This is a genomic window from Qipengyuania sp. (genome assembly GCF_043423005.1).
Taxonomy (GTDB): Bacteria; Pseudomonadota; Alphaproteobacteria; order Sphingomonadales; family Sphingomonadaceae; genus Qipengyuania.
Genome location: NZ_JBHWMI010000058.1, coordinates 1 through 23,182 on the forward strand (window position 1 = coordinate 1; position 23,182 = coordinate 23,182).

At 66.0% G+C, this 23,182-nt stretch carries 23 protein-coding genes and 1 tRNA gene; 16 read left to right on the forward strand and 8 right to left on the reverse strand.

Features of this window, described 5'->3' with window-relative positions:
* The first annotated feature begins 65 nt into the window (after nucleotides 1–65).
* The 5 genes from ACHFFA_RS08920 (at nucleotide 66) to ACHFFA_RS08940 (ending at nucleotide 3,262) form a co-directional block, all read left to right on the forward strand.
* Nucleotides 66–139: transfer RNA gene (locus ACHFFA_RS08920), tRNA-Gly, on the forward strand.
* Between the two features lie 84 nt (nucleotides 140–223).
* Nucleotides 224–1,561, forward strand: a complete 1,338-nt coding sequence (locus ACHFFA_RS08925; RefSeq protein ID WP_394270501.1) for an alkaline phosphatase PhoX — start codon at nucleotides 224–226, stop codon at nucleotides 1,559–1,561.
* Between the two features lie 71 nt (nucleotides 1,562–1,632).
* Entirely contained in the window at nucleotides 1,633–2,094 is a 462-nt protein-coding gene (locus tag ACHFFA_RS08930) for a Dps family protein (protein ID WP_394270502.1), read from the forward strand.
* A 77-nt stretch (nucleotides 2,095–2,171) separates the two neighbouring features.
* Entirely contained in the window at nucleotides 2,172–2,792 is a 621-nt protein-coding gene (locus ACHFFA_RS08935; RefSeq protein ID WP_394270503.1) for a 6-phosphogluconolactonase, read from the forward strand.
* The gene (locus tag ACHFFA_RS08940) at nucleotides 2,780–3,262 is read left to right on the forward strand and encodes an NUDIX domain-containing protein (protein ID WP_394270504.1); all 483 of its coding nucleotides are present in this window, start codon (nucleotides 2,780–2,782) and stop codon (nucleotides 3,260–3,262) included. Before ACHFFA_RS08935 ends, ACHFFA_RS08940 begins: the two co-directional genes overlap by 13 nt.
* On the opposite strand, the gene dinB is transcribed toward ACHFFA_RS08940, so the two are convergent.
* On the reverse strand, nucleotides 3,259–4,428 hold the full coding sequence (gene dinB, locus ACHFFA_RS08945; protein WP_394270505.1) for a DNA polymerase IV: 1,170 nt from the start codon (nucleotides 4,426–4,428) through the stop codon (nucleotides 3,259–3,261). The two genes, ACHFFA_RS08940 and dinB, sit on opposite strands and share 4 nt — an antisense overlap.
* A gap of 65 nt (nucleotides 4,429–4,493) precedes the next feature.
* Here dinB and ACHFFA_RS08950 point away from each other — a divergent pair, with 65 nt between their 5' ends.
* Nucleotides 4,494–5,759 carry a multidrug effflux MFS transporter gene (locus ACHFFA_RS08950; protein WP_394270506.1) on the forward strand — a complete coding sequence of 422 codons (1,266 nt, stop codon included), beginning with the start codon at nucleotides 4,494–4,496 and terminating at the stop codon, nucleotides 5,757–5,759.
* A gap of 42 nt (nucleotides 5,760–5,801) precedes the next feature.
* On the opposite strand, the gene ACHFFA_RS08955 is transcribed toward ACHFFA_RS08950, so the two are convergent.
* The 5 genes from ACHFFA_RS08955 to crtY are packed head-to-tail and all read right to left on the reverse strand — an operon-like array spanning nucleotide 5,802 to nucleotide 12,120.
* Nucleotides 5,802–7,748, reverse strand: a complete 1,947-nt coding sequence (locus ACHFFA_RS08955; RefSeq protein WP_394270507.1) for a biotin carboxylase N-terminal domain-containing protein — start codon at nucleotides 7,746–7,748, stop codon at nucleotides 5,802–5,804.
* Between the two features lie 55 nt (nucleotides 7,749–7,803).
* A complete protein-coding gene (locus ACHFFA_RS08960) occupies nucleotides 7,804–8,850 on the reverse strand; it encodes a phytoene/squalene synthase family protein (RefSeq protein ID WP_394270523.1) in 1,047 nt (348 codons plus the stop codon).
* A complete protein-coding gene (locus tag ACHFFA_RS08965) occupies nucleotides 8,823–9,404 on the reverse strand; it encodes a TIGR00730 family Rossman fold protein (RefSeq protein ID WP_394270508.1) in 582 nt (193 codons plus the stop codon). Before ACHFFA_RS08965 ends, ACHFFA_RS08960 begins: the two co-directional genes overlap by 28 nt.
* Nucleotides 9,401–10,939: a phytoene desaturase gene (locus ACHFFA_RS08970; RefSeq protein ID WP_394270509.1), complete on the reverse strand. Its 1,539-nt coding sequence runs from the start codon at nucleotides 10,937–10,939 to the stop codon at nucleotides 9,401–9,403. The genes ACHFFA_RS08965 and ACHFFA_RS08970 overlap by 4 nt, the downstream gene beginning before the upstream one ends.
* Entirely contained in the window at nucleotides 10,936–12,120 is a 1,185-nt protein-coding gene (gene crtY, locus ACHFFA_RS08975; RefSeq protein WP_394270510.1) for a lycopene beta-cyclase CrtY, read from the reverse strand. The genes ACHFFA_RS08970 and crtY overlap by 4 nt, the downstream gene beginning before the upstream one ends.
* Before the next feature lie 105 nt (nucleotides 12,121–12,225).
* Here crtY and ACHFFA_RS08980 point away from each other — a divergent pair, with 105 nt between their 5' ends.
* From ACHFFA_RS08980 to rplA, 10 genes are all read left to right on the forward strand, one after another.
* Nucleotides 12,226–13,107, forward strand: a complete 882-nt coding sequence (locus ACHFFA_RS08980) for a MipA/OmpV family protein (protein ID WP_394270511.1) — start codon at nucleotides 12,226–12,228, stop codon at nucleotides 13,105–13,107.
* A gap of 73 nt (nucleotides 13,108–13,180) precedes the next feature.
* Nucleotides 13,181–14,461 (forward strand): amidohydrolase family protein, encoded by a 1,281-nt coding sequence (locus ACHFFA_RS08985; protein WP_394270512.1) that lies wholly within the window; start codon nucleotides 13,181–13,183, stop codon nucleotides 14,459–14,461.
* Nucleotides 14,462–14,553: 92 nt separating this feature from the next.
* Nucleotides 14,554–16,398 (forward strand): DUF885 domain-containing protein, encoded by a 1,845-nt coding sequence (locus ACHFFA_RS08990; protein WP_394270513.1) that lies wholly within the window; start codon nucleotides 14,554–14,556, stop codon nucleotides 16,396–16,398.
* Between the two features lie 78 nt (nucleotides 16,399–16,476).
* A complete protein-coding gene (locus ACHFFA_RS08995) occupies nucleotides 16,477–17,658 on the forward strand; it encodes a glycosyltransferase family 87 protein (RefSeq protein WP_394270514.1) in 1,182 nt (393 codons plus the stop codon).
* 60 nt (nucleotides 17,659–17,718) lie between these two features.
* Nucleotides 17,719–17,868: a hypothetical protein gene (locus ACHFFA_RS09000; RefSeq protein ID WP_394270515.1), complete on the forward strand. Its 150-nt coding sequence runs from the start codon at nucleotides 17,719–17,721 to the stop codon at nucleotides 17,866–17,868.
* 294 nt (nucleotides 17,869–18,162) lie between these two features.
* Entirely contained in the window at nucleotides 18,163–18,372 is a 210-nt protein-coding gene (gene secE / locus ACHFFA_RS09005; RefSeq protein WP_394270516.1) for a preprotein translocase subunit SecE, read from the forward strand.
* 34 nt (nucleotides 18,373–18,406) lie between these two features.
* Nucleotides 18,407–18,943, forward strand: coding sequence for a transcription termination/antitermination protein NusG (gene nusG, locus ACHFFA_RS09010; protein WP_394270517.1), 537 nt, complete (start codon nucleotides 18,407–18,409; stop codon nucleotides 18,941–18,943).
* 76 nt (nucleotides 18,944–19,019) lie between these two features.
* The gene (locus ACHFFA_RS09015) at nucleotides 19,020–19,244 is read left to right on the forward strand and encodes a hypothetical protein (RefSeq protein WP_394270518.1); all 225 of its coding nucleotides are present in this window, start codon (nucleotides 19,020–19,022) and stop codon (nucleotides 19,242–19,244) included.
* A gap of 226 nt (nucleotides 19,245–19,470) precedes the next feature.
* Entirely contained in the window at nucleotides 19,471–19,902 is a 432-nt protein-coding gene (gene rplK, locus ACHFFA_RS09020) for a 50S ribosomal protein L11 (RefSeq protein WP_394270519.1), read from the forward strand.
* Nucleotides 19,903–19,906: 4 nt separating this feature from the next.
* Entirely contained in the window at nucleotides 19,907–20,599 is a 693-nt protein-coding gene (gene rplA / locus ACHFFA_RS09025; protein WP_394270520.1) for a 50S ribosomal protein L1, read from the forward strand.
* A gap of 121 nt (nucleotides 20,600–20,720) precedes the next feature.
* On the opposite strand, the gene ACHFFA_RS09030 is transcribed toward rplA, so the two are convergent.
* On the reverse strand, nucleotides 20,721–21,488 hold the full coding sequence (locus ACHFFA_RS09030; RefSeq protein WP_394270521.1) for a competence/damage-inducible protein A: 768 nt from the start codon (nucleotides 21,486–21,488) through the stop codon (nucleotides 20,721–20,723).
* Nucleotides 21,489–21,521: 33 nt separating this feature from the next.
* Entirely contained in the window at nucleotides 21,522–23,024 is a 1,503-nt protein-coding gene (locus ACHFFA_RS09035; protein WP_394270522.1) for a flavin-containing monooxygenase, read from the reverse strand.
* Between the last annotated feature and the right edge of the window lie 158 nt (nucleotides 23,025–23,182).

The window sequence follows — 23,182 nt, forward strand, 5'->3', positions numbered from 1 at the left end:
GCGGCCGGTCGCCGGAAAATGCGGTTGACCGCGAACCGCGCCGGTTGCAAGGGCGCTGGACAGGCGCGGGTGTAGCTCAATGGTAGAGCAGCAGCTTCCCAAGCTGACGACGAGGGTTCGATTCCCTTCACCCGCTCCAGCCTTTGCCCCTTTCCCTTATCGGACCGTCATCCTGCCGTCATGCGGACGCTGTAGGGCGGGGACATGCATCATGGGATACGCGATGACCGCACCATTTGACCGCCGCCAATTCCTTGCTGCGACCGGGTCCGCATTCGGCGCGCTGGTGCTGAGCGGGTGCAGGTCGCACCCCCTGGCGAGCGCCGACGCCGGCGGCTTTGCAGGGTACGGCCCGCTGGTACCCGACCCGGCAGGGATACTCGACCTGCCGCCGGGCTTTTCCTACCGCGTCATCAGCACGCTGGGGGAGGCGATGGACGATGGTGGGACCGTGCCCGACCGGGCGGACGGCATGGGCTGCTTTGCCCTTGCGGGCGGCGAGATCGCGCTTGTCCGCAACCACGAACTGATGCCCGAGCATGACAGCGGCGGATCGATCGCCACCGGTTTTGACCGGCTTTCAGATGGCCGGATGGCCGCGGGCGGGACCACCACGCTGGTGCTCGACGCGGCCACGCTGGCGGTCAGACGGCAGTTCCGCTCGCTCGGCGGGACGGTGCGCAATTGCGCCGGCGGGACGACGCCGTGGAACAGCTGGCTGACCTGCGAGGAATTCGTCGGGCGGGCGGGCGACAAGAGCGGCGTGACGCGCGATCACGGCTGGGTGTTCGAAGTGCCGGCCGGCGCGCCCGGGCTGGTCGATGCCGTGCCGCTCACGGCGATGGGGCGGTTCAATCACGAAGCGGCCTGCGTCGATCCGGCAACCGGCTATGTCTACCAGACCGAGGACCGCCCCGACGGGGTAGTCTACCGCTTCATCCCGCGCACTCCCGGGCGGCTGGCCGATGGCGGACGCCTGCAGGCGATGGTGGTCGACGGGCTCGGCGATACCCGCAACTGGGACAGCCCGGCGATGACAGTGGGAGGGCGCCATGCGGTGCGCTGGATCGATCTCGACGATGTCGAGGCGCCGATGGACGATCTGCGGCTTCGTGCCGCCGCCGCCGGCGCCGCCCTGTTCGCGCGGGGCGAGGGAATGCACATGGGCGAGGGCGAGCTTTATTTCTGCGCCACCAACGGCGGCGCGCGCAAGCTTGGCCAGATCTTCCGCCTGGTGCCGGGCCACGGGGGACGGGCCGACATGCTCGAACTGTTCTTCGAAAGCGAGCGCGAAGACCAGTTCAATTACGGCGACAATCTTGCCGTGGGGCCCGGGGGCCACCTGATCGTCTGCGAGGACCAGTATACCGATACGGTCGACAATCACATTCGCGGCATCACGCCCCAGGGCCGGCCCTATGCTCTTGCCCGCCTCCATCTGCAGACCGAGCTGGCCGGGGCATGTTTCTCCCCCGACGGGCGCACTATGTTCGTCAACGCATACTCGCCCACCCGCACGCTGGCCATAACCGGTCCGTGGGCGGGTTCGCGCCGCCTGTGAAACCTGCCGCCGGTTGCCGCGTTGAACGGGCGAACCCTTCATCGCAGGCAACAGGACGAAAGAGGTAACGGATGGACAAGATCCGCGACAATTCGAGCACCGCACTGGTCGAGGCGCTGAACGGCGCGCTGGCCGATACGCTGGCGCTGTATATCAAGTCGAAGAATTTTCACTGGCACGTCTCGGGCCCGCGGTTTCGCGATCTCCACCTTCTGTTCGACGAGCATGCCCAGCAATTGCTCGGCACGGTCGATCTGATCGGGGAACGCGTGCGCAAGAACGGCGCGGTCACGCACACCTCGCTCGGCAGCATCGCCCGGCAGACCGCGATCGCCGATCAGGACGGCGCGATGATCGAACCGCAGGCGATGATCGAGGAACTGCGTGACGACAATCGCAAGCTTCACGATCGGCTGCGCCAGGTCAAGGAAGCGGCGGACGCGGCGAACGACAATGCCACCAGCGGGATCGTCGACGACTGGACCGATCAGTGCGAACAGCGCATCTGGTTTCTGTCGATGGCGGCCAAGTAACGCGCCGGTCCACTATTGAAACACAGCCAGGGCCGTCCGCTCTTTTCAGCGGGCGGTCTTGCTTTATACACCGCCTGATGGGCGGGGTTTCTCTGATCGGCAATGCCAGCGATGCGGACGTGGCGCAGTGGCTTCACGCCCGGCTGGCGGCGGCCATGGCACGGGCGGAAGGTCCGGTTGCGATAACCGTTCCCGGCGGAGCGACGCCCTTTCCGATTATCGAGCAACTGCTGTCCCGCCCGCTCGACTGGCCGCGGCTGGTGGTCTGGCCCAATGACGACCGCGTGGTGCCCGAAGATCACCCGGCGTCCAATACGGGCAGGCTGCGCGCGATGTTCGGCAGTGTGGGGACGAACGTCGTCACGCTAGGCGAAATGGAGGAGGTGCCGCGGTTCGCCTTTGCGTGGCTGGGAATGGGGGCGGACGGACATATCGCTTCGCTCTTCCCCAGCGCCGATCCGCAAGTGGACGAGCCGGCACGAATCGTCCGATTGACCCCCGATCCCCTGCCGCCCGAGGCGCCGTTCGATCGCATCACGCTGACCCTGCCCGCCTTGCTGGCCAGCGACGAGATCGTCATCGTCGCGCGCGGGGCGGACAAGCGCCCGGTGCTCGATGCGGCAATCGCGGGCGAGAGCGATCTTCCGGTCGCGCGGCTCCTCGATGCGGCAAGCGGGAAGGTCACATGCTTCGTCTGATGCCTCGCCCGCTGCTGCATCTCGCCTATCGGCTGGCTTTCCGGATGCGCCAGGCAGTGCGCCGGATCACCGGCCGCAGCGCCGACGGGGCCAGTGTGATTGCCCGGGATCTGGGCGGCAAGGTGCTGCTGGTGCGGCACAGCTATGGTCCGCCGGGGTGGGCATTGCCGGGCGGCGGGCTGCGGCGGGGTGAAGGGCCGCAGGAGGCCGCAGCGCGCGAGCTTGGCGAAGAAACCGGCTGCACCGCGCTCGGCATGAAACCGGTGCGGGTGGTGCACGAGCGACTGGCCCACGCCGCCCATACCGAACATGTCTTCGAATGCTTCGTCGATGAAATGCCGCGCCCCGACGGCCGGGAAATCGTCGAGGCGCGCTTCTTTCCCTTGCATTCCCTGCCCGAACCCATGCTCGACCGGACGCGCCAGCGACTGGCCGAATGGCAGAAGCCCGGGGGTATGGCGGAAGGCTAGAACAGCGTCAGCTGCGCATCGGCGCTTGTCGGCTGGCGCGCAGTTACAGCTTCGTCGTCCTCGTCGTCACCGCCAGCGCCCTTAGGTTCGAGGCTCGACAGCTTCAATCCCATCAGCCGGATCGGCCGCGGGAGGGGGAGCACTTCGTCAAGCAGATCGCGGGCGACGGCGGCGAAGGCAGCCTTGTCGGCAATCGGTCGGGGCACGGATCGTGCGCGGCTGAAAATCCTGAAGTCATTGTACTTGAGCTTGAGCGTCACCGTCCGCCCGCTCGCCCCGTTATGCGAAATGCGATCCCACACGATGTCGATGATCGTCTCGAGCGTGGCGCGCAATTCGCTGCCGCTGGACTGGTCCTGATGGAACGTCCGCTCTCCGCCGACCGATTTCCTGATGCGGCGGCTGCGCACCGGCCTGAGGTCGATCCCGCGGGCCGCGCGGTAGAGATAATCGGCAAAGCTGCCGAAATGGGCGCGCAGCCACTCGATGTCCTTCGCTGCCAAGTCGGCGCCGGTCTCGATCCCCAGCCGCGCCATTCGTTCCGCCCCCTTGGGGCCGACCCCGTGGAAGCGCCTGACCGGGAGCGCCTGGACAAAGGCGGCTCCTTCGCCGGGACGGATGACGCACAGGCCATCGGGCTTGTTCTGGTCGCTGGCGAGCTTGGCCAGGAACTTGTTGTAGCTGACCCCGGCACTGGCGGTCAGCCCGGTCGTCTCGCGGATTTCCCGCCGGATGGTCTGCGCGATGCGGGTGGCGGAGCCGATGCCGAGGCGGTCTTCGGTCACATCGAGATAGGCTTCGTCGAGGCTCAGCGGTTCGACAAGGTCGGTATGCTTGCCGAAGATCTCGCGAATTTGCTGGCTGACTTCGCGGTAGACGTCGAAGCGGCTTTTGCAGAAGATGAGGTCGGGGCACAGCCGCCGGGCGGTGATCGAGGGCATGGCGCTTTTCACCCCGTAGCGCCGCGCCTCGTAGCTTGCTGCTGCCACCACGCCTCGTCCGCTCGACCCGCCGACCGCCACCGGCAGGCCGCGCAGCGCCGGATTGTCGCGTTGCTCGACGCTGGCAAAGAAGGCGTCCATGTCGACATGGATGATTTTCCTCAGGCCTTCCTGCGGCTCACCGGCCCCCTCGTCGTTTGGTTCGCTATCGGACGCGGCGCTCATGCGGGATAATTAGGAGGATGAACGGCAAAGCGGAACCATCTGTGCGGCCCTTGCATTCTTCGCAGATGCAAAATCCCGATATCACGTTCGGCGCGGGCCGTCCCGCCGATGCCGGCCGCCGTCCGGTCTTGGGCGAGCGCGAGCTTATCTGGATGATGGCGCTGCTGATGGCGCTGAACGCCTTCGGGATCGACGCCATCCTGCCCGCGCTCGACACGATGGCGGGCGATCTCGGGGCGACGGGCAACAACCGCCAGTTCGTGGTCGGTGCCTATCTCCTGTCGGCGGGCATCGGCACGCTGGTGCCGGGCGCCTTTGCCGACCGATACGGACGGCGCCCGGTGCTGTTCATCGCCCTTGCCTGCTACATCCTGTTATCCGTCGCCTGCGCACTGGCGACGAGTTTCGAGATGCTGCTGGTTCTGCGCGCCCTGCAGGGCTTCTCCGCCGCCGGGATCATCGCGCTGCCCCCGGCGATCATCCGCGACCGGGTGGGCGGCGACAAGATGGCCCGGATGATGAGCCTGATCTTCGTCATCTTCCTGCTGGTTCCCGCGGTCGCCCCCAGCATCGGGCAGGGCGTGCTCCTGCTGCTGGGCGACTGGCGCTGGATCTTCGGGGTGATGGCGGCGGCGGGCTGTGTCATCACGGCCTGGGTCTATGCCCGCCTGCCCGAGACCCTTCATCCCGAAGACCGTCAGGACATTCACCTGCCGACGATCGGGCGCAATATGCAGCGGGCGGTCAGCCGGCGCGAGACGATCGGCTACACGCTGGGCAGCGCGCTGGTGTTCGGCGGATTGTTCGGCTTCATCAATTCGAGCCAGCAACTGATCGGCGAGGCCTTCGGGGCAGGCGAGCAATTCCCGCTGATCTTCGCCTTTTGCGCCGGGTGCATGGCCATCGCCAACTGGTCGAACAGCCGGATCGTCGAGCGCTTCGGTGCCCGCCGGGTGAGCCACGCCGCGCTGTTCGCCTTCATCGCGGTGTCCGCGGCCCAGCTTTGGTTCGCCCTTCAGCCCGAAGAGAGCCTGTGGACCTTCGTGCCTTTGATGGCCGCTAACATGAGCCTGCTCGGCTTCATCGGCGCCAATTTCGGCTCGATAGCCTTGCAACCCTTCCGCCATATCGCTGGCGCGGCATCTTCCGCACAGGGGTTTCTGCGCATGACCAGCGGCGCGGCACTGGGCGCTTTCATCGGCTACAGCTACGACGGGACGGCGCGGCCGCTGGCGCTTTCGCTGCTGGTGACCGCGGTGCTGAGCCTGGCGCTGATCCTGTTCAGCGAACGGGGCAAGCTGTTCGGGCCGACCGTGGACGAGGACGATTGAGCGCACGGCCGGTGCGTCGCTAGGTGGCCGGATCGGTGCGGGCTAGTCCCCGGCTGCCTCCACCACTGCCAGCACCGCCTCCACCTGCACCTGGCTTCCGGCGCTGACCGACAGCGCTGTCACGGTCCCGTCGAACGGCGCGGTGAGCGCGTGCTCCATCTTCATCGCCTCGAGCACCAGCAGCCGCTGACCCGCGGTGACCGTGTCGCCCTCGGCCACGTCGACCGCGATGACCTTGCCCGGCATCGGTGCGAGGATGTCGCCGTCGTGGGCGGAGTGGTGGCCTGTCCCTTCGGCACGCAGGGATGCTACGCGACCAGTACCCTGGGCGGTGACCAGCACCCCGCCCGCGATCAGGTCGATTGCCGTATTCGTCAGAATAATCTGGTCAGCTAGCGGGGCTTCGGTTGGCTCGCCATCCAGATAGAGCGTTACGTGCTCGCGCGGTGACGTGTTCAGTCGAAAACCGACTTGAAACGGTACACTGCGGACCTTCGGCGGAACAGCCAGCCCACGAGAACGAGGCAGAGGCGCTGTTGCCGGTTCGGACAGCGCCTTTGCAGCGGCAGCTAGGGTCATGTTCGATAGAATGCCAGTCTCGAGCAAACTATCACCGAGTGCCTCGATCGTACCTGTCGTCATGGTGCCTTCGCGGAACGGTGCGGCGTCGAGTAGGCGAACCAGAAATGCGGCGTTGGTCCGAACGCCGTGAACGCGCAACAGGCTGCCAAGAGCGGAGTGCAACTGGCCGATGGCTCCGGCGCGGGAATGGCCATCGGGCAGCGCGTCGTGCGCAATCACCTTGGCAATCATGGGATCGTAATAAGGCGTGATCGTGCCGCCTTCCTCGACGCCGGTATCGAGCCGAATGTTGGCGCTGCCCTGCAAATCGTCGAAGCGGAAAATTTGGAGCTTACCCGTGCTCGGCAAAAACCCCTTCGCCGGATCCTCGGCATAAAGCCTCGCCTCGATGGCGTGGCCGTTGATGCTCAACTCCTCCTGCTGCAACGGCACTGCCTCGCCGCTCGCCACCCGCAACTGCCACTCTACCAAATCGACCCCGGTGATCTCCTCGGTCACTGGGTGTTCGACCTGCAAACGCGTGTTCATTTCCATGAAGAAGATGCGATCGGCGCGCAGGCCCTCGCTGGCATCCGCGATGAACTCGATCGTGCCTGCGCCCTCGTAGTCGACTGCCTTGGCGGCGCGGACGGCGGCGGCGCAGATCGCCTCGCGGGTGGCCGCGTCCATGCCGGGGGCGGGGGCTTCCTCGATCACCTTCTGGTGGCGGCGCTGCAAGGAACAGTCGCGTTCGAACAGGTGAACGACATTGCCATGGGCATCGCCGAACACCTGCACCTCGATATGGCGGGGCGAGGTGATCCACTTTTCCAGCAGCACCTCGTCGTTGGAGAAGCTGGCCTTGGCCTCGCGCCGGCAGCTTTCCAGCATCGCTTCGAAGTCGGCGGGCGCATCGACCTTGCGCATCCCCTTGCCGCCGCCGCCCGCGACCGCCTTGATCAGCACGGGGTAGCCGATGGCGTCGGCCTCGGCCTTGAGCCGCTCGACCGACTGGTCCTCGCCCTCGTAACCCGGCGTCACCGGCACGCCGGCGGCACGCATCAGCTTCTTGGCAGCGTCCTTGAGGCCCATCGCCTCGATGCTGGAGGGCCTGGGGCCGACCCAGATCAGACCCGCATCGATCACCGCCTGCGCGAAGCCCGCATTCTCCGACAGGAAGCCATAGCCGGGATGGATCGCATCAGCCCCTGTCTCCCGGGCCGCGGCGATGATCTTGTCGCCAACGAGATAGCTTTCCGCCGCCGGCGAAGCGCCGATATGGACCGCTTCGTCCGCCTGCCGCACATGCAGCGCCTTGGCGTCCGCATCGGAATAGACCGCCACGGTGGCGATCCCCATCGCCCGGGCGGTGCGGATGATGCGGCAGGCGATCTCGCCGCGATTGGCGATGAGGAGCTTGTGGATCATCGCGCGGGGTTAGGGCGTGACCGGCGAAATGCCAATGCCCGAACCCCGTCGGCTCTCACCACCCCGCAACGGGGCGGAAGTCGTGGCGTGACCAGGTGATGTCCTCGTCCGGGCCCGGAGGACTGTTCCGCAGCGCCTGGAAGTACGCCACGACCACGTGCCACAGCTTCTCGTAACCCGGCACCACCACCCGCCGGTCCCACGCCTTCTGCCCGCGGGCGAGCACCTTGCGCCCGATCGCGCCGTAGATGTTGGCCGCCGCCAGCACCGCCCAGCGGCTGCGGAAGGGGAGCCGTGCCGCCCCCAGCCGGGCGGCCGCCTCGTGCTTTTCCATCAGGCCGATCAGCCGCGGCATCAGGCTGGCGAGGACGAACCGGTTTTCGGGCAGCGCGTGGTCGCCCGGCGCAAGGCCTTTCTCGGCCAGCCATGTGGCGGGCAGATAGACCCGCCCGGCGGCCGCATCCTCGACCACGTCGCGGGCGATATTGGCCATCTGGAACGCAAGGCCGAGATCGTTCGCCCGGTCCAGCGTCTCGCCGTCATCCTCGCTCACGCCCATGACCCGGGCCATCATGATGCCGACCGCACCGGCGACGTGATAGCAATAGCGCAGCATGTCGCGTTCGTTGGCCGGCGCCCATCCGGTGGCATCGAGGGCGAAGCCGCCGATGACGTCATTCGCCATGTCCTGCGTCAGGCCGCATTCGTCCGCCACCAGTCCGAAGCCGTCGAACGCCGGGTCCGCGGTGGGCTGTTCGCTCAGCGCGCGGCGGGTGAGGACGCGGATCGCCTGAATGCGGTCCTCCGCGTTCTTGGCCGAGCCGGGCTCGCCCAGCGGGCCGCCCTTGTCCTGATTATCGGCGATATCGTCGCAGCGCCGGCACCAGGCGTAGAGCAGCCAGGCGCGTTCGCGGGTGTCGCGGTCGAACAGGCGCGAGGCGGCGGCGAAGCTGTGCGAGCCTTCCTCGATCGCCTCTTGTGCCCGGTCGACCAGCGATGCGCGATCGCGCCCGCCGCCCGCCTGGGCGATGGTCGGGCGCAGGTTCTGCGTGGTCAGGGGGCGCGGCGTGGTGGTCAGAGATCTTCGGCCTTCATTCTGAATATCGGAGTATGGGGGCGATAGGCTGACATTTTGTCGAGCAAGCCGGTTAACGCGCTGTCGGAAACGATGATGCCCTGATGCGCGGGGCGCACGAAGCCGACTTCGGCCATGTGGCGGTTGAAGGCGATGAGGTGGTCGAAGAAGCCGAAGGTGTTGAGCAGGCCGACCGGCTTTTCGTGATAGCCGAGCTGGGCCCAGCTGACCGCCTCCCATAGCTCGTCCATCGTGCCGACCCCGCCCGGGATGGTCAGGAACCCGTCCGAAAGGTCGGTGAACATCTGCTTGCGCTCGTGCATGCCGCCGACGGTGTGCAGCCGGGTGCAGTCGCGATTGGCGACCTCGCTGCCGGCCAGTGCTTCGGGGATGACCCCGATGACCTCGCCCCCCGCCTCCAGCGCGGCCGACGCGACCGCGCCCATCAGCCCCAGCCGGCCGCCGCCATAGACCACGCCGATGCCGCGTTCGGCAAGACCGCGGCCGACATCGCGCGCAAGCTCGATATACCGCGCATCGGCCGGCGTCGCCGAGCCGCAATAGACAGCCAGCCGCTTCACGCGACCAGATCCTCGACCATCAGCCGGGCGGTCGCCTTGGCGCTGCCCACCACGCCCGGGATGCCGGCGCCCGGATGCGTGCCCGCACCGACGAGGTAGAAGTTCTCCAGCACGTCGTCGCGATTGTGGCCCCGGAACCAGGCGCTTTGCGTCAGGATCGGCTCGAGGCTGAAGGCGCTGCCCATGTGGGCGTTGAGGTCGGCGGAAAAGTCGCTCGGCGCATAGTGGAACTTGGTCACGATGCGGCTGTGGATGTCGGGAATGAGCCGCCGTTCGATCTCGTCGAGAATGCGCTTCTCCAGGATCGGGCCGATTCCGTCCCAGTCGATCGCCAGCTTGCCCATGTGCGCCACCGGGACCAGGGCGTAGAAGGTGCTCATCCCTTCGGGCGCCATCGCCGGGTCGGTGACGGTCGGGTGATGAAGGTAGATCGAGAAGTCCTGCGGCAGCACGCCGTGATCGTAGATATCCTCAAGCAGCCCTTTGTAGCGCGGACCGAACAGGATCATGTGATGGGGGATGCCGGGCCAGGTTCCCTCGATCCCGAAATGGACCACGAACAGGCTGGGGGAGAATTTCTTGCGGCCAAGGGTTCTGGCATAGCCTTTGCCCCGTCCCGATCCCGACAGAAGGTCGCGGTAGCTGTGCATGATGTCGGCGTTGCTGGCGACCGCGTCGAAGCGTTCCCGCCAGCCGGACGCGGTCTCGATCTCGCTCGCGCGGCTGCCGAAGGTGTGGATCTGCACCACCGGATCGGCCATCCGCACGACACCGCCGAGCCGTTCGAAATGGCGCATCATGCCGGCGATAAGGCGGTTGGTGCCGCCCTTGGCCCACCATACGCCGCCGTCCTTTTCGAGCTTGTGGATCAGGGCGTAGATCGCGCTGGTCTTCATCGGATTGCCGCCGACAAGGAGGGTGTGGAAGCTCAGCGCCTCGCGCAGCTTCTCGTTCTCGACGAAGCTCGAGACCATCGAATAGACGCTGCGCCAGGCCTGCTTCTTGGCCAGGGCAGGGGCGGCCTTGATCATCGACTTGAAGTCGAGGAACGGCACATGGCCAAGCTTGACGTAGCCTTCCTCGTAGACGCCCGCGGAATAATCGAGGAACCGCTGGTAGCCGGCGACATCGGCCGGGTTCAGCTGCGCGATTTCGGCGAAGAGGCGCTCTTCGTCGTTCGAGTAATCGAAATAGGTGCCGTCGGGCCAATTGAGGCGGTAGAACGGCATGACCGGCATCAGTTCGACATCGGCGGCCATGTCGTGCCCGGAGAGCGCCCACAGTTCGCGCAGGCAATCGGGATCGGTGATGACTGTCGGCCCGGCATCGAAGGTGAAGCCTTCCCTTTCCCAGAAATAGGCCCGGCCGCCGGGCTTGTCGCGCCCTTCGACCAGCGTGGTGGCGATACCGGCCGATTGCAGGCGGATCGCAAGGGCGATGCCGCCGAAGCCGGCCCCGATGACGCAGGCGGTCTTGCCGGTGGGGAGGGGTGCGGGGGCGGCGAACGGGTCGCGGTCCGAAGTCTCGATATTCATCGCCTGTCTCCATGAACCAGCGGGGCGCCCTTGCCAAGCAAAGCACGCACTGCGCGCCCCACCGGTACGGGCGGTTTGCCGGTCAGGATGCGGGCCTTGTCGAGCGGGGTCGAGCGAGCGGCATAGAAGCGTTCGATCAAGGGTTCGGGCAGGCGATAGAAACGTTCGAAGATTTCGAAGCGGCGACTGGGAAGGGCCGCTTCGAACAGCATCTTGCCAAGGAGGCGGTAATAGCCGGTATCGGCCCAGTGGCGCGTGGCCCGCGCGGCGACCGCGTTGGCGAGCGCGGGGCCGGGAAGATGGGCGAGGTCCGCGATGGCCAGCGCGTTGGCGACCGCAATCGGCATCGTATAGCTCGTCAGCGGGTGGACGAACCCCCCGCGCGCCCCGGCCAGCGCCACGCCCGGTTGCTCCAGTCCGCGGCGAAAGGCGGCGAAATCACCCCCGGTGATGACGGGGAGGGCGCCGGTTTCCTCGTCCAGCACCTCGCCCGACCAGCCGCGCGCCGCGGCATAGGCGGCAATCCGGGCACGCAGGGCCGGCTCGTCGATCGCCGGGCTGTCGGCGTAGTAGGTGTCCTCGATGAAAATCTCGTCCGGCGCCAATGGCAGCAGATAGACGAAGCGATAGGCACCCGGCTGGGCGACGCTGGCATCCATGATCACCGGGCGGGGGAGGCCGTGGGGACGAAAGGTGCGCCAGTGCTGGCCGAGGAACACCTGCCATCCGCCCGTCAGGTGCTGGCTTGGCCCCGGATCGCGGCAGTCGATCACCCGCCGGGCCGCGAGGTATGTACCGTTGGCAAGGGTCACGCCGCCGGCTGCCAGCCGCGTCGCCCGGCTGCCGGTGCGGATCGTTGATTGCGGAAGTGTCCGGCGCAGGCCGGCATCGAAATCGCGGCTGCCGAGCGAGCGATACCCTGCGCCAAGCGTCCGCGAATAGCGGGGGAAGCGCACCTCGTTGTCATCCCACTGCGCCTTGGCGAACGGGTCGAGCAGCGCGCTGCCCGCCGCCGGCAGATCGCGCTCGAACCAGCTCCATCGGTGATTGCCGCCAAAACTGGCCCCCGCCTCGATCAGGGCGAGGGACAGGTCGGGCCGTCTGGCGCGGACCGCCAGCGCGATCAGTCCGCCGGCAAGCCCGCCGCCGACGATCGCCAGATCAAGAATTTCATCGGACATTGCAGGCGATCTAGGTGGCGCGCGGTGGCGGGGCAATCTGTTACAGGTGCGGAACGCGCCGGCAGCACGCGGGTTGCCAGCACCATAGACCTGAGGGGCAAGACCATGAACCGATACATCAAGACCGCCGCCGTCGTCGCGCTTGCGATTCCTGCCGTGCCCGCGGCGGCGCAGCAGCAGGGCGAGCCGGGAGTGACGGCCGAAGGCCCGCCGGAAACGGTCTTCGACGGCGATTTTCTCACTGTCGGGGTGGGGGTCGCCTACGGGCCGAGCTATTCCGGCTCGGACGATTATACCGCCTTCGTCCTGCCTATCGTGCAAGGCTCGGTCGGCGGCGTCGACATCAGTCCGCGCCCGGGCGGGCTGGCGCTGGACCTGATCCCCGATGCACAGGACGGCCCCAGCTTTTCTGCCGGCCCATCAGTCCGCCTCCGCAGCGACCGCACCGATATCGATGACATCGAGGACGAGATCGTCGCCGCCTATGGCGCACTCGACACCGCGGTGGAGGTGGGCGCATCCTTGGGGGTCAGCTTTCCGAAGCTTCTGAATCCGTTCGATTCGCTCAGCGCCAATGTCGATATCGCATGGGACGTGGCGGGTGCGCATGGCGGCATGACGGTTTCGCCCAGCATCTCCTATTTCACGCCGCTGAGCCGCGCCATGGCAGCGTCGCTTTCGGTCAGCACGACCTACATCAGCGATGATTTCGCCGACTATTACTACAGCGTCCCGGCCGCCAATTCCGCCCTGCCGCCGGCATCGCTGCTGCCCGAATTCCGCGCCGAGGGCGGCTTCGAGAAGGCCGGCGTCAACCTGCTGCTCGCCTATGACCTCAGCGGCGATGTTACCGATGGCGGGCTGTCGTTGATCGGTCTGGGCGGGTATTCCCACCTGCTCGGCGATGCCGAGGATTCGCCCTTCACGCGCCTGCGCGGCGAAGCCGACCAGTGGCTGGTGGCCGTCGGCATCGGGTATACCTTCTAGCCCGGCCGATATTCGCACCCTTGCGAGGGTCTTCCAACCGGCGCATCACTGGCGCCCGAGGAGGACCCGTTTCATGCGCAGATTCGCCCGTTACCTCGCCGCCGCCGCCGCCGCAGCGATCGCGCCGGCGCCGTTGTTGGCGCAGACCTACGTCATCCATGCCGACCGTGTGCTGAGCGATGCGGGCGCGCGTGCCCCCGGCGGTCCGGCGACCGTCACCGTGACCGACGGACGGATCGTTTCGGTCGTCGACGGCTTCCAGCCCGCCCCTGCCGGGGCCGAAGTGGTACGGCTGGAAGGCAAGACGCTGGTCCCCGGACTGATCGATCTCCACGTCCATCTCACCGGCGATCCGGGCGGGGATTTCTGGAAAGAGGCAGTCGATACCGAGGACTGGGGCGTGGTGGTGGGGGCGAAGAACGCCCTGCTGACCGCGCGCGCCGGTTTCACCACCGTGCGCGAAGCCGGCAGCGCCAGCGGCACCGCCTTCGCCCTGCGCCGGGGGACCGAGGAAGGGGTCATCCCGGGTCCGCGGATCGTCGCCGCCGGGCCTGCACTGTCGATAATCGGCGGACATGGCGATGTCACCGGCTTCCGGCCCGAGATCAACGAACTGCTTGGCAGCGGCTTTACCTGCACCGGCCCGCAGGAATGCGCCGCCAAGGTCCGCCGGGCGAGCCAGAACGGCAGCGAAGTGATCAAGATCACCGCGACCGGCGGGGTGTTGAGCCAGCAGGGCCGCGGGCTGGAGGCGCATTTCACCTCGGCCGAGATGACGGCGATCGCCGATACCGCCCATTCGCTCGGCCTCAAGGTCATGGCCCATGCCCATGGCGCCCGCGGAATGGAGGCGGCGGCGCGGGCCGGGATCGATACGATCGAGCATGGCACCTATCTCGACGAAGCGGCTGCCCGCGCCATGCGCGAACGCGGCACCGTGCTGATCCCGACGCTGATGGCTTTCCAGGGGATTTCCGAACGGCTCGACAAGGGGATCTACACCCCGGTGGTGGAGGCCAAGGTGCGCGCGGTGGCCGAAACCGCCAAGACCTTCATGGGCAAGGCCAGGGACTGGGGCGTGCCGATCGCCTTCGGGACCGATGCCGGCGTGTTCGAACATGGCCGCAACGCGCAGGAATTCGCCCTGATGCGCGCCCAGGGGATGAGCGATCGCGAGGCCTTCGCCAGCGCGACGACCGTGGCCGCACGGGTGCTGGACATGGAGGACGAGATCGGACGGATCGCCCCGGGCTATTCGGCCGACCTCATCGCGGTTGCGGGCAATCCGCTCGACGATGTGCGCGTGCTGGAGAAGGTTGACTGGGTCATGGTTCGCGGGCGTCCGATCGAGTAGGACGCGCGGGTATGAATGGCCTTTCCAAGCCGCCGGGTTCGGTACCGTGCAGCGGCACCCCGGCTGGGGATGAAACGAAAAGGGGAAAGAGGATGAAGATCGTCATTCGGGTACTGCTGCTGGCCGGTGCAACACTCTCGCTTGGCGCATGTGCGACGATGGGCCCGGGGGACCGGGGCGAGGGGGCAGGACAGGCCGCCGCCGCGCCGCAGGTCGATCAGGCCGCCGAGGCGCATGACGAGCTGTTCGCCCTGTTCGCCGATGCCGACGAACGCAATCTCAAGCTCAACCCGATCGGCGCGCTGTTCCGGGGCGACCTGCGCTATGCCGACCGGCTGGGCGACTATCTGACCCCCCAATTCAATGCCGCCAGCAAGGCCGATGCGGAATACAACCTCGCCCGGCTGGCCGAGATCGATCGCACCATCCTGTCCCCGACCGACCAAATCGCCTACGATGTCTTTGCCTACAATCAGACCGAGGCGCTGGAAAATCTTCGGCCGGAAATCCTTGCCCTGACCGAGGTTCGCCCGATCAACCATTTCGCCGGTTTCCACACCTTCTATCCGACCTTCGCCAGCGGCCAGGGCGCCGCCCCGTTCAAGACGGTTCTCGATTACGACAACAACCTCAAACGGCATCTCGACTACATCGCGCTGACGGATCGCGGCATCGCCAAGTTTCGCGAGGGAATGCAGAGCGGAGTGGTCGAAACCCAGCTGACGGTCCGCAACGTCATCGAACAACTCGATACGCAGCTCGCTCAGCCCATCGAGCAATCGCCCTATTACGGTCCGGTGACTGCCTTTCCCGACGAATTCAGCGCGGCCGACAAGGCCCGGCTGACTGCCGAATATCGCGCCCGGATAGGCGAGATCTATGCCGTCAACCGCCGGTTGCGTGATTTTTTGCGCGATGAGTACCTGCCCGCCGCCCGGCCCACCATCGGCCTTTCGCAGATGAAGGGCGGGGCCGATCTCTATACCATGATGATCGAGCAGACGACGACCCTGCCGCTCACCGCGGACTATCTGCACAATCTCGGACTGTCGGAAGTCGCCCGTATTCGCGCCAACATGGAAAAGGTGAAGGCCGAGGTCGGCTTCGAGGGCACGCTCAACCAGTTCTTCGATCACATCCGTACCGATCCGCGGTTCAAGCCCAAGAGCCGCGAAGCCCTGACCCAGGCGTATTACGATATCGGCCGCAAGGTCGATGCAAAGGTGCCGATGCTGTTCAGCCTGGTGCCCGAAACACGGCTGGAAATCCGCCCCTACGAGGAGTTCCGGGAAAAGTTCGAGGCGGGCGGTTCCTATCAATCGGGCACGCCCGATGCCTCGCGCCCCGGCATCTTCTATTTCAATGCCTACGATCTTCCCAGCCGGACCACTCCCGGGATCACCACGCTGTATCTTCACGAAGGCGCGCCGGGGCATCACTTCCAGATCAGCCTTGCTCAGGAAAACGAGGACTTGCCCGCCTTCATGCGCTTTGGCGGGACCACCTCCTATGTCGAAGGCTGGGCGCTCTATGCCGAATCCCTGGGGTTCGAAATGGGCCTGTTCGACGATCCCTATCAGCGTCAGGGAACCTATGACGATGAGATGCTGCGCGCCATGCGGCTGGTCGTCGATACCGGCATCCACACCAAGGGCTGGACCCGCGAACAGGCGATCAAATACATGACCGACAATTCGGCGATGGGGGTGACCGATGCCACCGCCGAGGTCGAACGCTACATCGCCATTCCCACCCAGGCGCTGGCCTACAAGGTCGGCCAGCTCAAGATCCGCGAATTGCGGACCCGGGCCGAACAGGCTCTCGGCAATCGGTTCGACGTCAAGCGCTTCCACGCCGAGGTGCTCGACACCGGGGGCCTGCCGCTTCCGGTGCTGGAAGCCAAGATCGACCGCTGGATCGAGAACGGCGGGCGGTAACCGGGCGGCAACGCCGCAGTGCTATGGCCGCATCGCGGCGCGCCTCTTTCCGTGGCTGTCCGCCCGGGGAGTATGCGTGTGAGCTTGGCGAAGGGGGTGGCATTCTTCCGCGATGCGGACTGGCTGACTGCCGGGCGCGTGCGGGGCTATGCCGTCTTGCTGGGCATCGCCTGCCTTGCCCTGCTGGCCAACAGCTTCCTGAAAGCGATGCAGCCCGCCGGAAGCGATTTCCTCGCCTTCTGGGGCGCGGGCGTGGTGACGGCGGCGGGGGAGCCGGCCCTCGCCTACGACCTTGCGGTGCAGGAGCAGGTGCAGACGGGCACCGGGGCGCAAGGGTGGTTCGCCTTCGTCAATCCGCCGCCGTTCCTGTTCGCGGTGGCGCCGTTCGGGCTGCTGCCCTTTCCGGCGGCGTGGATTGCCTGGGTGATCATCACCTATGCACTGTGGTGCTGGGCCGGGATTTGCGCCTTTCCGCGGCTGTGGCCACTGGTCGTGATCTACCCCGGCGCCTTGCTGGCGGCGGGCCATGCGCAGAACGGCCTCTTGACCGGTGCGCTGCTGATCGCCGGCGTCCACCTCGTGGCGCGCCGCCCGCTGTGGTCAGGCGCGGCGATCGGTGCCCTGGTCATCAAGCCGCATCTTGCCCTCCTGCTCCCCTTCTGGCTCGCCAGTGGAGGGCGCTGGCGCCCCTTCGTTGCAGCGGCGGTGACAGTGCTGGCCTTGCTGGCCTTGTCGTGGGCGGTTTTCGGCTCGGCCACCATGTCCGCCTACACCGGGAGCTGGGAGGCGAGCGCCACCTTGATGGAGCGCGGGCGCGAGGAATTCCTGCTGCGAATGACCACGTTCTATTCCCAGATCCGCCTGCTGGCGGGCGAGGGCGCGGGGCGGGTGGCGGCCATCCTATCCGGGTTGTTCGCCCTGGCCGCGGCAGTGCTTTCATGGCGCCGGCTGGGCCGCGATCCGCGGGCCAGCGGTGCTGCGGTTCTGGCGGCCAGTGCGCTCGCCACGCCCTACCTTTTCAACTACGATCTGCCGTTCCTGGTCTTTCCGACCCTCTGGCTGATAGAACGCGGTCGGCGCCACGGGTTCCGGCCATGGGAAAAGTCGGTCCTGCTCCTCCTGTATTTCGCGCCCTATGCGACCCGCGCCGCAGCCCTGCCGCTCGGGGTGAACCTCATGCCCGTGGCCGCGGCGGTCCTTCTGTGGTTGATCTGGACCAGTCCCGCGCCGGGACGTGCCGGAAACCAACCGGGAACTTAACCCCTTCCTGTGCGATTGATCGTGCATAAATTGAGGGTAATGGTTCACGGAGGAAGTAACATGTCCAGTCTCTCGTTCCGCAGCAGCGCGCCTGATCGCTGGATCAGCCCCAAGCCTTACAGCGATGCCAGCCTTCGCACGAAGCATCATGGGAAGATCATTCCGATGGAGGAACCCGGCTTCCTCGCGCGGCTGTTTGGTGCACGCTGACGGTTGATTCGCAGGGTTAACGGAGCGGTAGGGCGTCGGGCAGCAGGGCACAGGCGGCCCTCCCGTGCTACCCGGTCCGACGTGCGAGGCGGCGGCCGATCGATGTCGCTCCACCCGAGGGTCGCCGCCCTTCACCGGCTCCGCCTGCGGCTGCTTGCGTTTTGCGCGGCCCGGGCCTAAATGCCGGCCATCTTCCGACATCGGAGCCATGCCAGCCTCCCGGTTTAAACGCCGGGGCGGCGCTGGGGCCAATCCGGAAGAGCCGACAATTCGCCGCAAGAGTGAGCACGATCGATGGCCGACGAAAAAGCGAACAAGACCTCGCCGGCGGAATTCTTCCGCCAGGTTCAGGGCGAAGCGCGCAAGGTCGTCTGGCCGAGCTGGGAAGAGACGGTTCGCACCGCGATCTTCGTCTTCATCATGATGCTGATCCTGACACTGTTCTTCCTCGGCATCGATTCGCTGTTCAGCACCGTGGTCCGCACGCTGCTGACCATCGCCTGAGCGCCCGCTTCCCTACAGGACAAGACCAAGACACATGGCACGCTGGTACATCATTCACGCCTATTCGGGCTTCGAGAACAAGGTTCGCGATTCGATCCTGTCCGAAGCGGAGCGGCTCGGCCTGTCCGATGGTGTGGAAGAGGTCGAGGTGCCGACCGAGACCGTCACCGAGATCAAGCGCGGCAAGAAGGTACAGGTCGAACGCAAGTTCATGCCAGGCTACGTGCTCGCCAAGCTCAACATGACCGACGACATCTATCACCTGATCAAGAACACCCCCAAGGTGACGGGCTTTCTCGGCAACAACAACAAGCCGCAGGCGATTTCGGAACGCGAGGCGGCGCGGTATTTCGGCGGCGTGGAAGAAGCCAAGGCCGCACCCAAGAAGCAGGTCGATGTCGATTACGAGATCGGCGATCAGGTCAAGGTCTTGGACGGCCCGTTCGCCAGCTTCAACGGCCTGGTGGAAGAGCTCGATTTCGACAAGCAGAAGGTCAAGGTCAGCGTCTCGATCTTCGGCCGCGCGACACCGGTCGAGCTCGATTTCGAGCAGGTCGAACTGAGCAAGTAGCGCGCGCCGAACCGCTACGGCGGACGGTTGCCAATCCCTGCCCCTCGCGCCATGACCGGCAGCGAGGGGTTTTTGCATGACCAACACGCTCTATTTCGGTGACAATCTGCACGTCCTGCGCGAACACATCGCGGACGAGAGCGTCGACCTCATCTATCTCGACCCGCCGTTCAATTCGAACGCCAATTACAACATCCTGTTCAAGGGGCCGGAGGGCGGCAGCAGCGAAAGCCAGATCGAGGCGTTCGAGGATACCTGGCATTGGAACGAGAGCGCGAGGACACCGGCCGTTGACCGTTGAGTGGGGGAACGGAAGTCCCCGCCGCGCATCGCCAGCTTCTCGCCAGCGGTCGCTTCTCCAATGCCCGCTGTTGCAAATTCCCCGCGACCCGCTATGTGCGCGCCTTCCCACGCAACAGCATCGGGATTCGCGCGGAAGGCTGGCCCTGCGCCTGCCGTTCGACCGCTCAACATGACCCGCCTTGCCTCTACCGGTCGTGCGGGAACAGTGTGAAAGGAGGCCGCAAGTGGCCAAGAAGATCGAAGGCTATATCAAGCTGCAGGTGCCCGCCGGCACCGCCACCCCCTCTCCGCCGATCGGCCCTGCTCTGGGTCAGCGCGGCGTGAATATCATGGAATTCTGCAAGGCGTTCAACGCCGCGACGCAGGATCTCGAGAAGAGCGCCCCGATCCCGACGGTCATCACCGTCTATGCCGACCGCTCGTTCAGCTTCGTCACCAAGACGCCGCCGGCCTCGTTCTATCTGAAGAAGGCGGCGAACCTGAAGTCGGGTTCGAAGGAGCCGGGCAAGACCTCGGCCGGAACGATCAAGTCGAGCCAGATCAAGGAAATCGCCGAGGCGAAGATGGCCGATCTGAACGCCAACGACGTCGATCAGGCGATGCGGATCATCGAAGGCTCGGCCCGCTCGATGGGCCTCGAAGTGGTGGAGGGCTAAGCACATGGTCAAGCAGACGAAAAACCAGCAGGTCCGCGCCAAGCTCGACCGCGAGAAGCTCTATACTGTCGACGAGGCGCTGGCGACGCTGCGCGAGCATAAGAGCAATTTCGACGAGACGGTCGAGGTTGCCCTCAACTTGGGCGTCGATCCGCGTCACGCCGACCAGATGGTTCGCGGGATGGTCTCGCTGCCGAGCGGCACCGGCAAGGACGTCAAGGTCGCGGTGTTCGCGCGCGGTGACAATGCCGAAAAGGCGCTGGCCGCCGGGGCCGACAAGGTCGGTGCCGAAGACCTGCTGGAAGACATGCAGAACGGCAACCTCGATTATGACCGCGTGATCGCCACGCCGGACATGATGGGTGTCGTCGGCCGGCTGGGCAAGGTGCTCGGCCCCAAGGGGCTGATGCCGAACCCCAAGCTCGGCACGGTCACGCCCAACGTGGAACAGGCCGTGAAGGACGCCAAGGCCGGCCAGGTCGAATTCCGCGTCGAGAAGCAGGGCATCATCCACTCGGGCCTCGGCAAGCTGTCGTTCTCGGACGATGCGATCAAGGCGAACTTCAAGGCGCTGACCGATGCGGTGGTGAAGGCCAAGCCGAGCGGGGCCAAGGGCAAGTATGTCCGCAAGGTCACGCTGACGAGCTCGATGGGTCCGGGCCTCAAGCTCGACCTTGCCGAGGTCGAAGGCGCCTGATCCGCAGGAGGATGAGACAGCAAAGGGCCGGGGGAGCGATCCTCCGGCCCTTTTGCTAAGCCTTGCGTATCGCCGGGCGATCCCGCGAGCCCGGCACCCCGTCCTCCATGTCGGACGATCGTCAGATGCCGCCTTCGGTCCATGCGAAGCCGGCTTGGCTGAGGCCTTCGCCCAGCGCGTCGCGACAGGCAGAAAGCGCGGCTGCATCGGTCGACCGGATGACGAAGTTCGATCCCACCCGGCCTTCGCGAAAGAAGGGGTAGCTGCCGATCTGGCAGTTTTCATGAGCGCGCTCGACGTCGCGTAGCAGGCCGGCGACCTCGCTTTCAGGGATGAAGCCGCCGATCGTCATGCTCAGGAGCCGCGCCCCACCTTCCAGGGTGCCAGTCAACGCGTCGAGCATTCCGGCAGTGATGTGCGGGACCCCCGCCATCAGAAAGACATTGCCGATCCGCAGGCCCGGCGCACCCGACATGCGGTTGGGTATGAGCTCGGCCCCTTGCGGCGCGCGCGCCATGCGCAGGCGCCCCTCGTTGATCCCGCCCTTGTCGGCGTAATAGCGTTCGAGGATCGCGCGCGCCTCGGGGTGCACGATCACCGGCACGTCGAGCGCGCGGGCCACGGCGTCCACCGTGATGTCGTCATGCGTGGGGCCGATGCCGCCGGTGGTGAAGAGATAGTCATGCGCCGCACGCAGCGCGTTCACCGCCTCGACGATGCGCGCCTCGACATCGGGTACGACGCGCACCTCGGCAAGGCGGATGCCCTGCACCTGCAACCAGCTGGCGACCTGCGCGATGTTCCTGTCATGCGTGCGTCCCGACAGGATTTCGTCGCCGATGACGACTAGGGCGGCGGTATAGATGCGCTGCGGATCGGGACTGGTCATGATCTGGTCCCTAGGGCGCAGCGCCGATCAAGGCTATAGCGCGGCTGCGGTGGTCCGCGCCGGCGCCGGAGCTGTACCACTCGGGCGGCGCAAAGTGAGGATGCCGTCCTCGATCGGGCTTTCGCGCATCAGTTTCCGGTCGACGACATATTCCTGGTTAAGCCGCCATGGCTGGCTGACCGCATTCTTCGGCATGATGTGCTTCGACCGCTTGATGTAGCCCGACGAGAAATCGAACACGTCATCCTCGATCAGTCCGTGATCCTCGGCCAGGCGGGGCACGGCGATCTCGGCCCCCTTGGCCGCCATCGTGTTGAGCAACCGGCATACGAAATCGGAATTGATATCGGCCCGCAGGGTCCAGCTGGCGTTGAGATAGCCAAAGACGACCGCGAGGTTGGGAATGTTCGAGAACATGCATCCCTTGTAGTAGAAGTGCTCGGCGAAGTTCACCGCCCGCCCGTCGAGCGAGATCGCAATCTTGCCGGCGACGGCGAGTTTGAGGCCCGTCGCTGTCACGATGATGTCGGCCGGCAGCAGTCGCCCGTCCTCCAGCCGCACGCCATCGCGTTCGAAAGCGGCGATCCTCCCGGTTTCTATCGCCGCCTTGCCCTTGCGCATCGCGGCGAACAGATCGTCGTCGGGCACCAGGCAGACGCGCTGGTCCCACGGATCGTAGGGCGGGGTGAAGGTCGCCGCATCGTAAGCCGGGCCAAGGGCCTTGGCGATCCGCTTGCTGAGGAAGGCCTTCACCTTGTCGGGCCGGGTCCGGGCGCGCTTGAAGCTGATGTCCTGCATCTTGACGTTCTTCCAGCGCGTGATGCGGTAGGCCGTCTTGACGGGAAGGATGCGGCGCAGGAAATTCGCGATGCCGTCCTTCGCCGGCCGGCTGAACATCCAGGTGGGCGTGCGCTGGAGCATCGTCACCTTGGCTGCGTCCCTTGCCATTGACGGCACGATCGTCACCGCGGTCGCGCCGGAGCCGACGACTACGACGTTCTTGCCCGCATAGTCGAGATTTTCCGGCCAGAACTGGGGATGGATGACCTGACCGCCGAAGTCCGAAAAGTCGAAGCCGGCATCATGCGGCTCGTCGTAATCGTAATAGCCCGAGCCGAGGTAGAGAAAGTTCGCGGTCAGCAGCTTGCGTTCGCCTTCCGCGTTTTCCAGCGTCACGTGCCAGCGCGCCTCGGTTTCGCGCCAGTCCGCGGCGATGACCTTGAGGCCGAAACGGATATGGCGGCGGATGTCGCGTTCATCGACGATCCGGTCGAGATATTCCAGAATTGCCGGTCCGTCGGCGATCGACTTTTCGTGCCGCCAGGGTTCGAACTCGAATCCCAGCGTGTGCATGTCACTGTCGGACCGGATGCCGGGATAGCGGAACAGATCCCAGGTCCCGCCAAGCTGGTCGCGCCGTTCGACGACGATGAATCTGCGCTGGGGGCACTTGTCCCGCATATGCGCCGCCATCCCGATGCCCGAAATGCCCGCGCCCACGATCAGCACGTCGCAGTGGCTCGTTTCCGTCGTCATGTCCCGCTCTCCTTCAGGAACCCCAGGTCTATCGCATCGAGGGGGCAGGCGCCAGTATGCGTTTCTGTGTGCAACCCATCTACCGCTTGCGGGCGGCAAGGGCGCGGCGGCGTTCGGCGGGGGTCGTCGCGGCGGCGGCGGCGCGTGGCCTCGACATT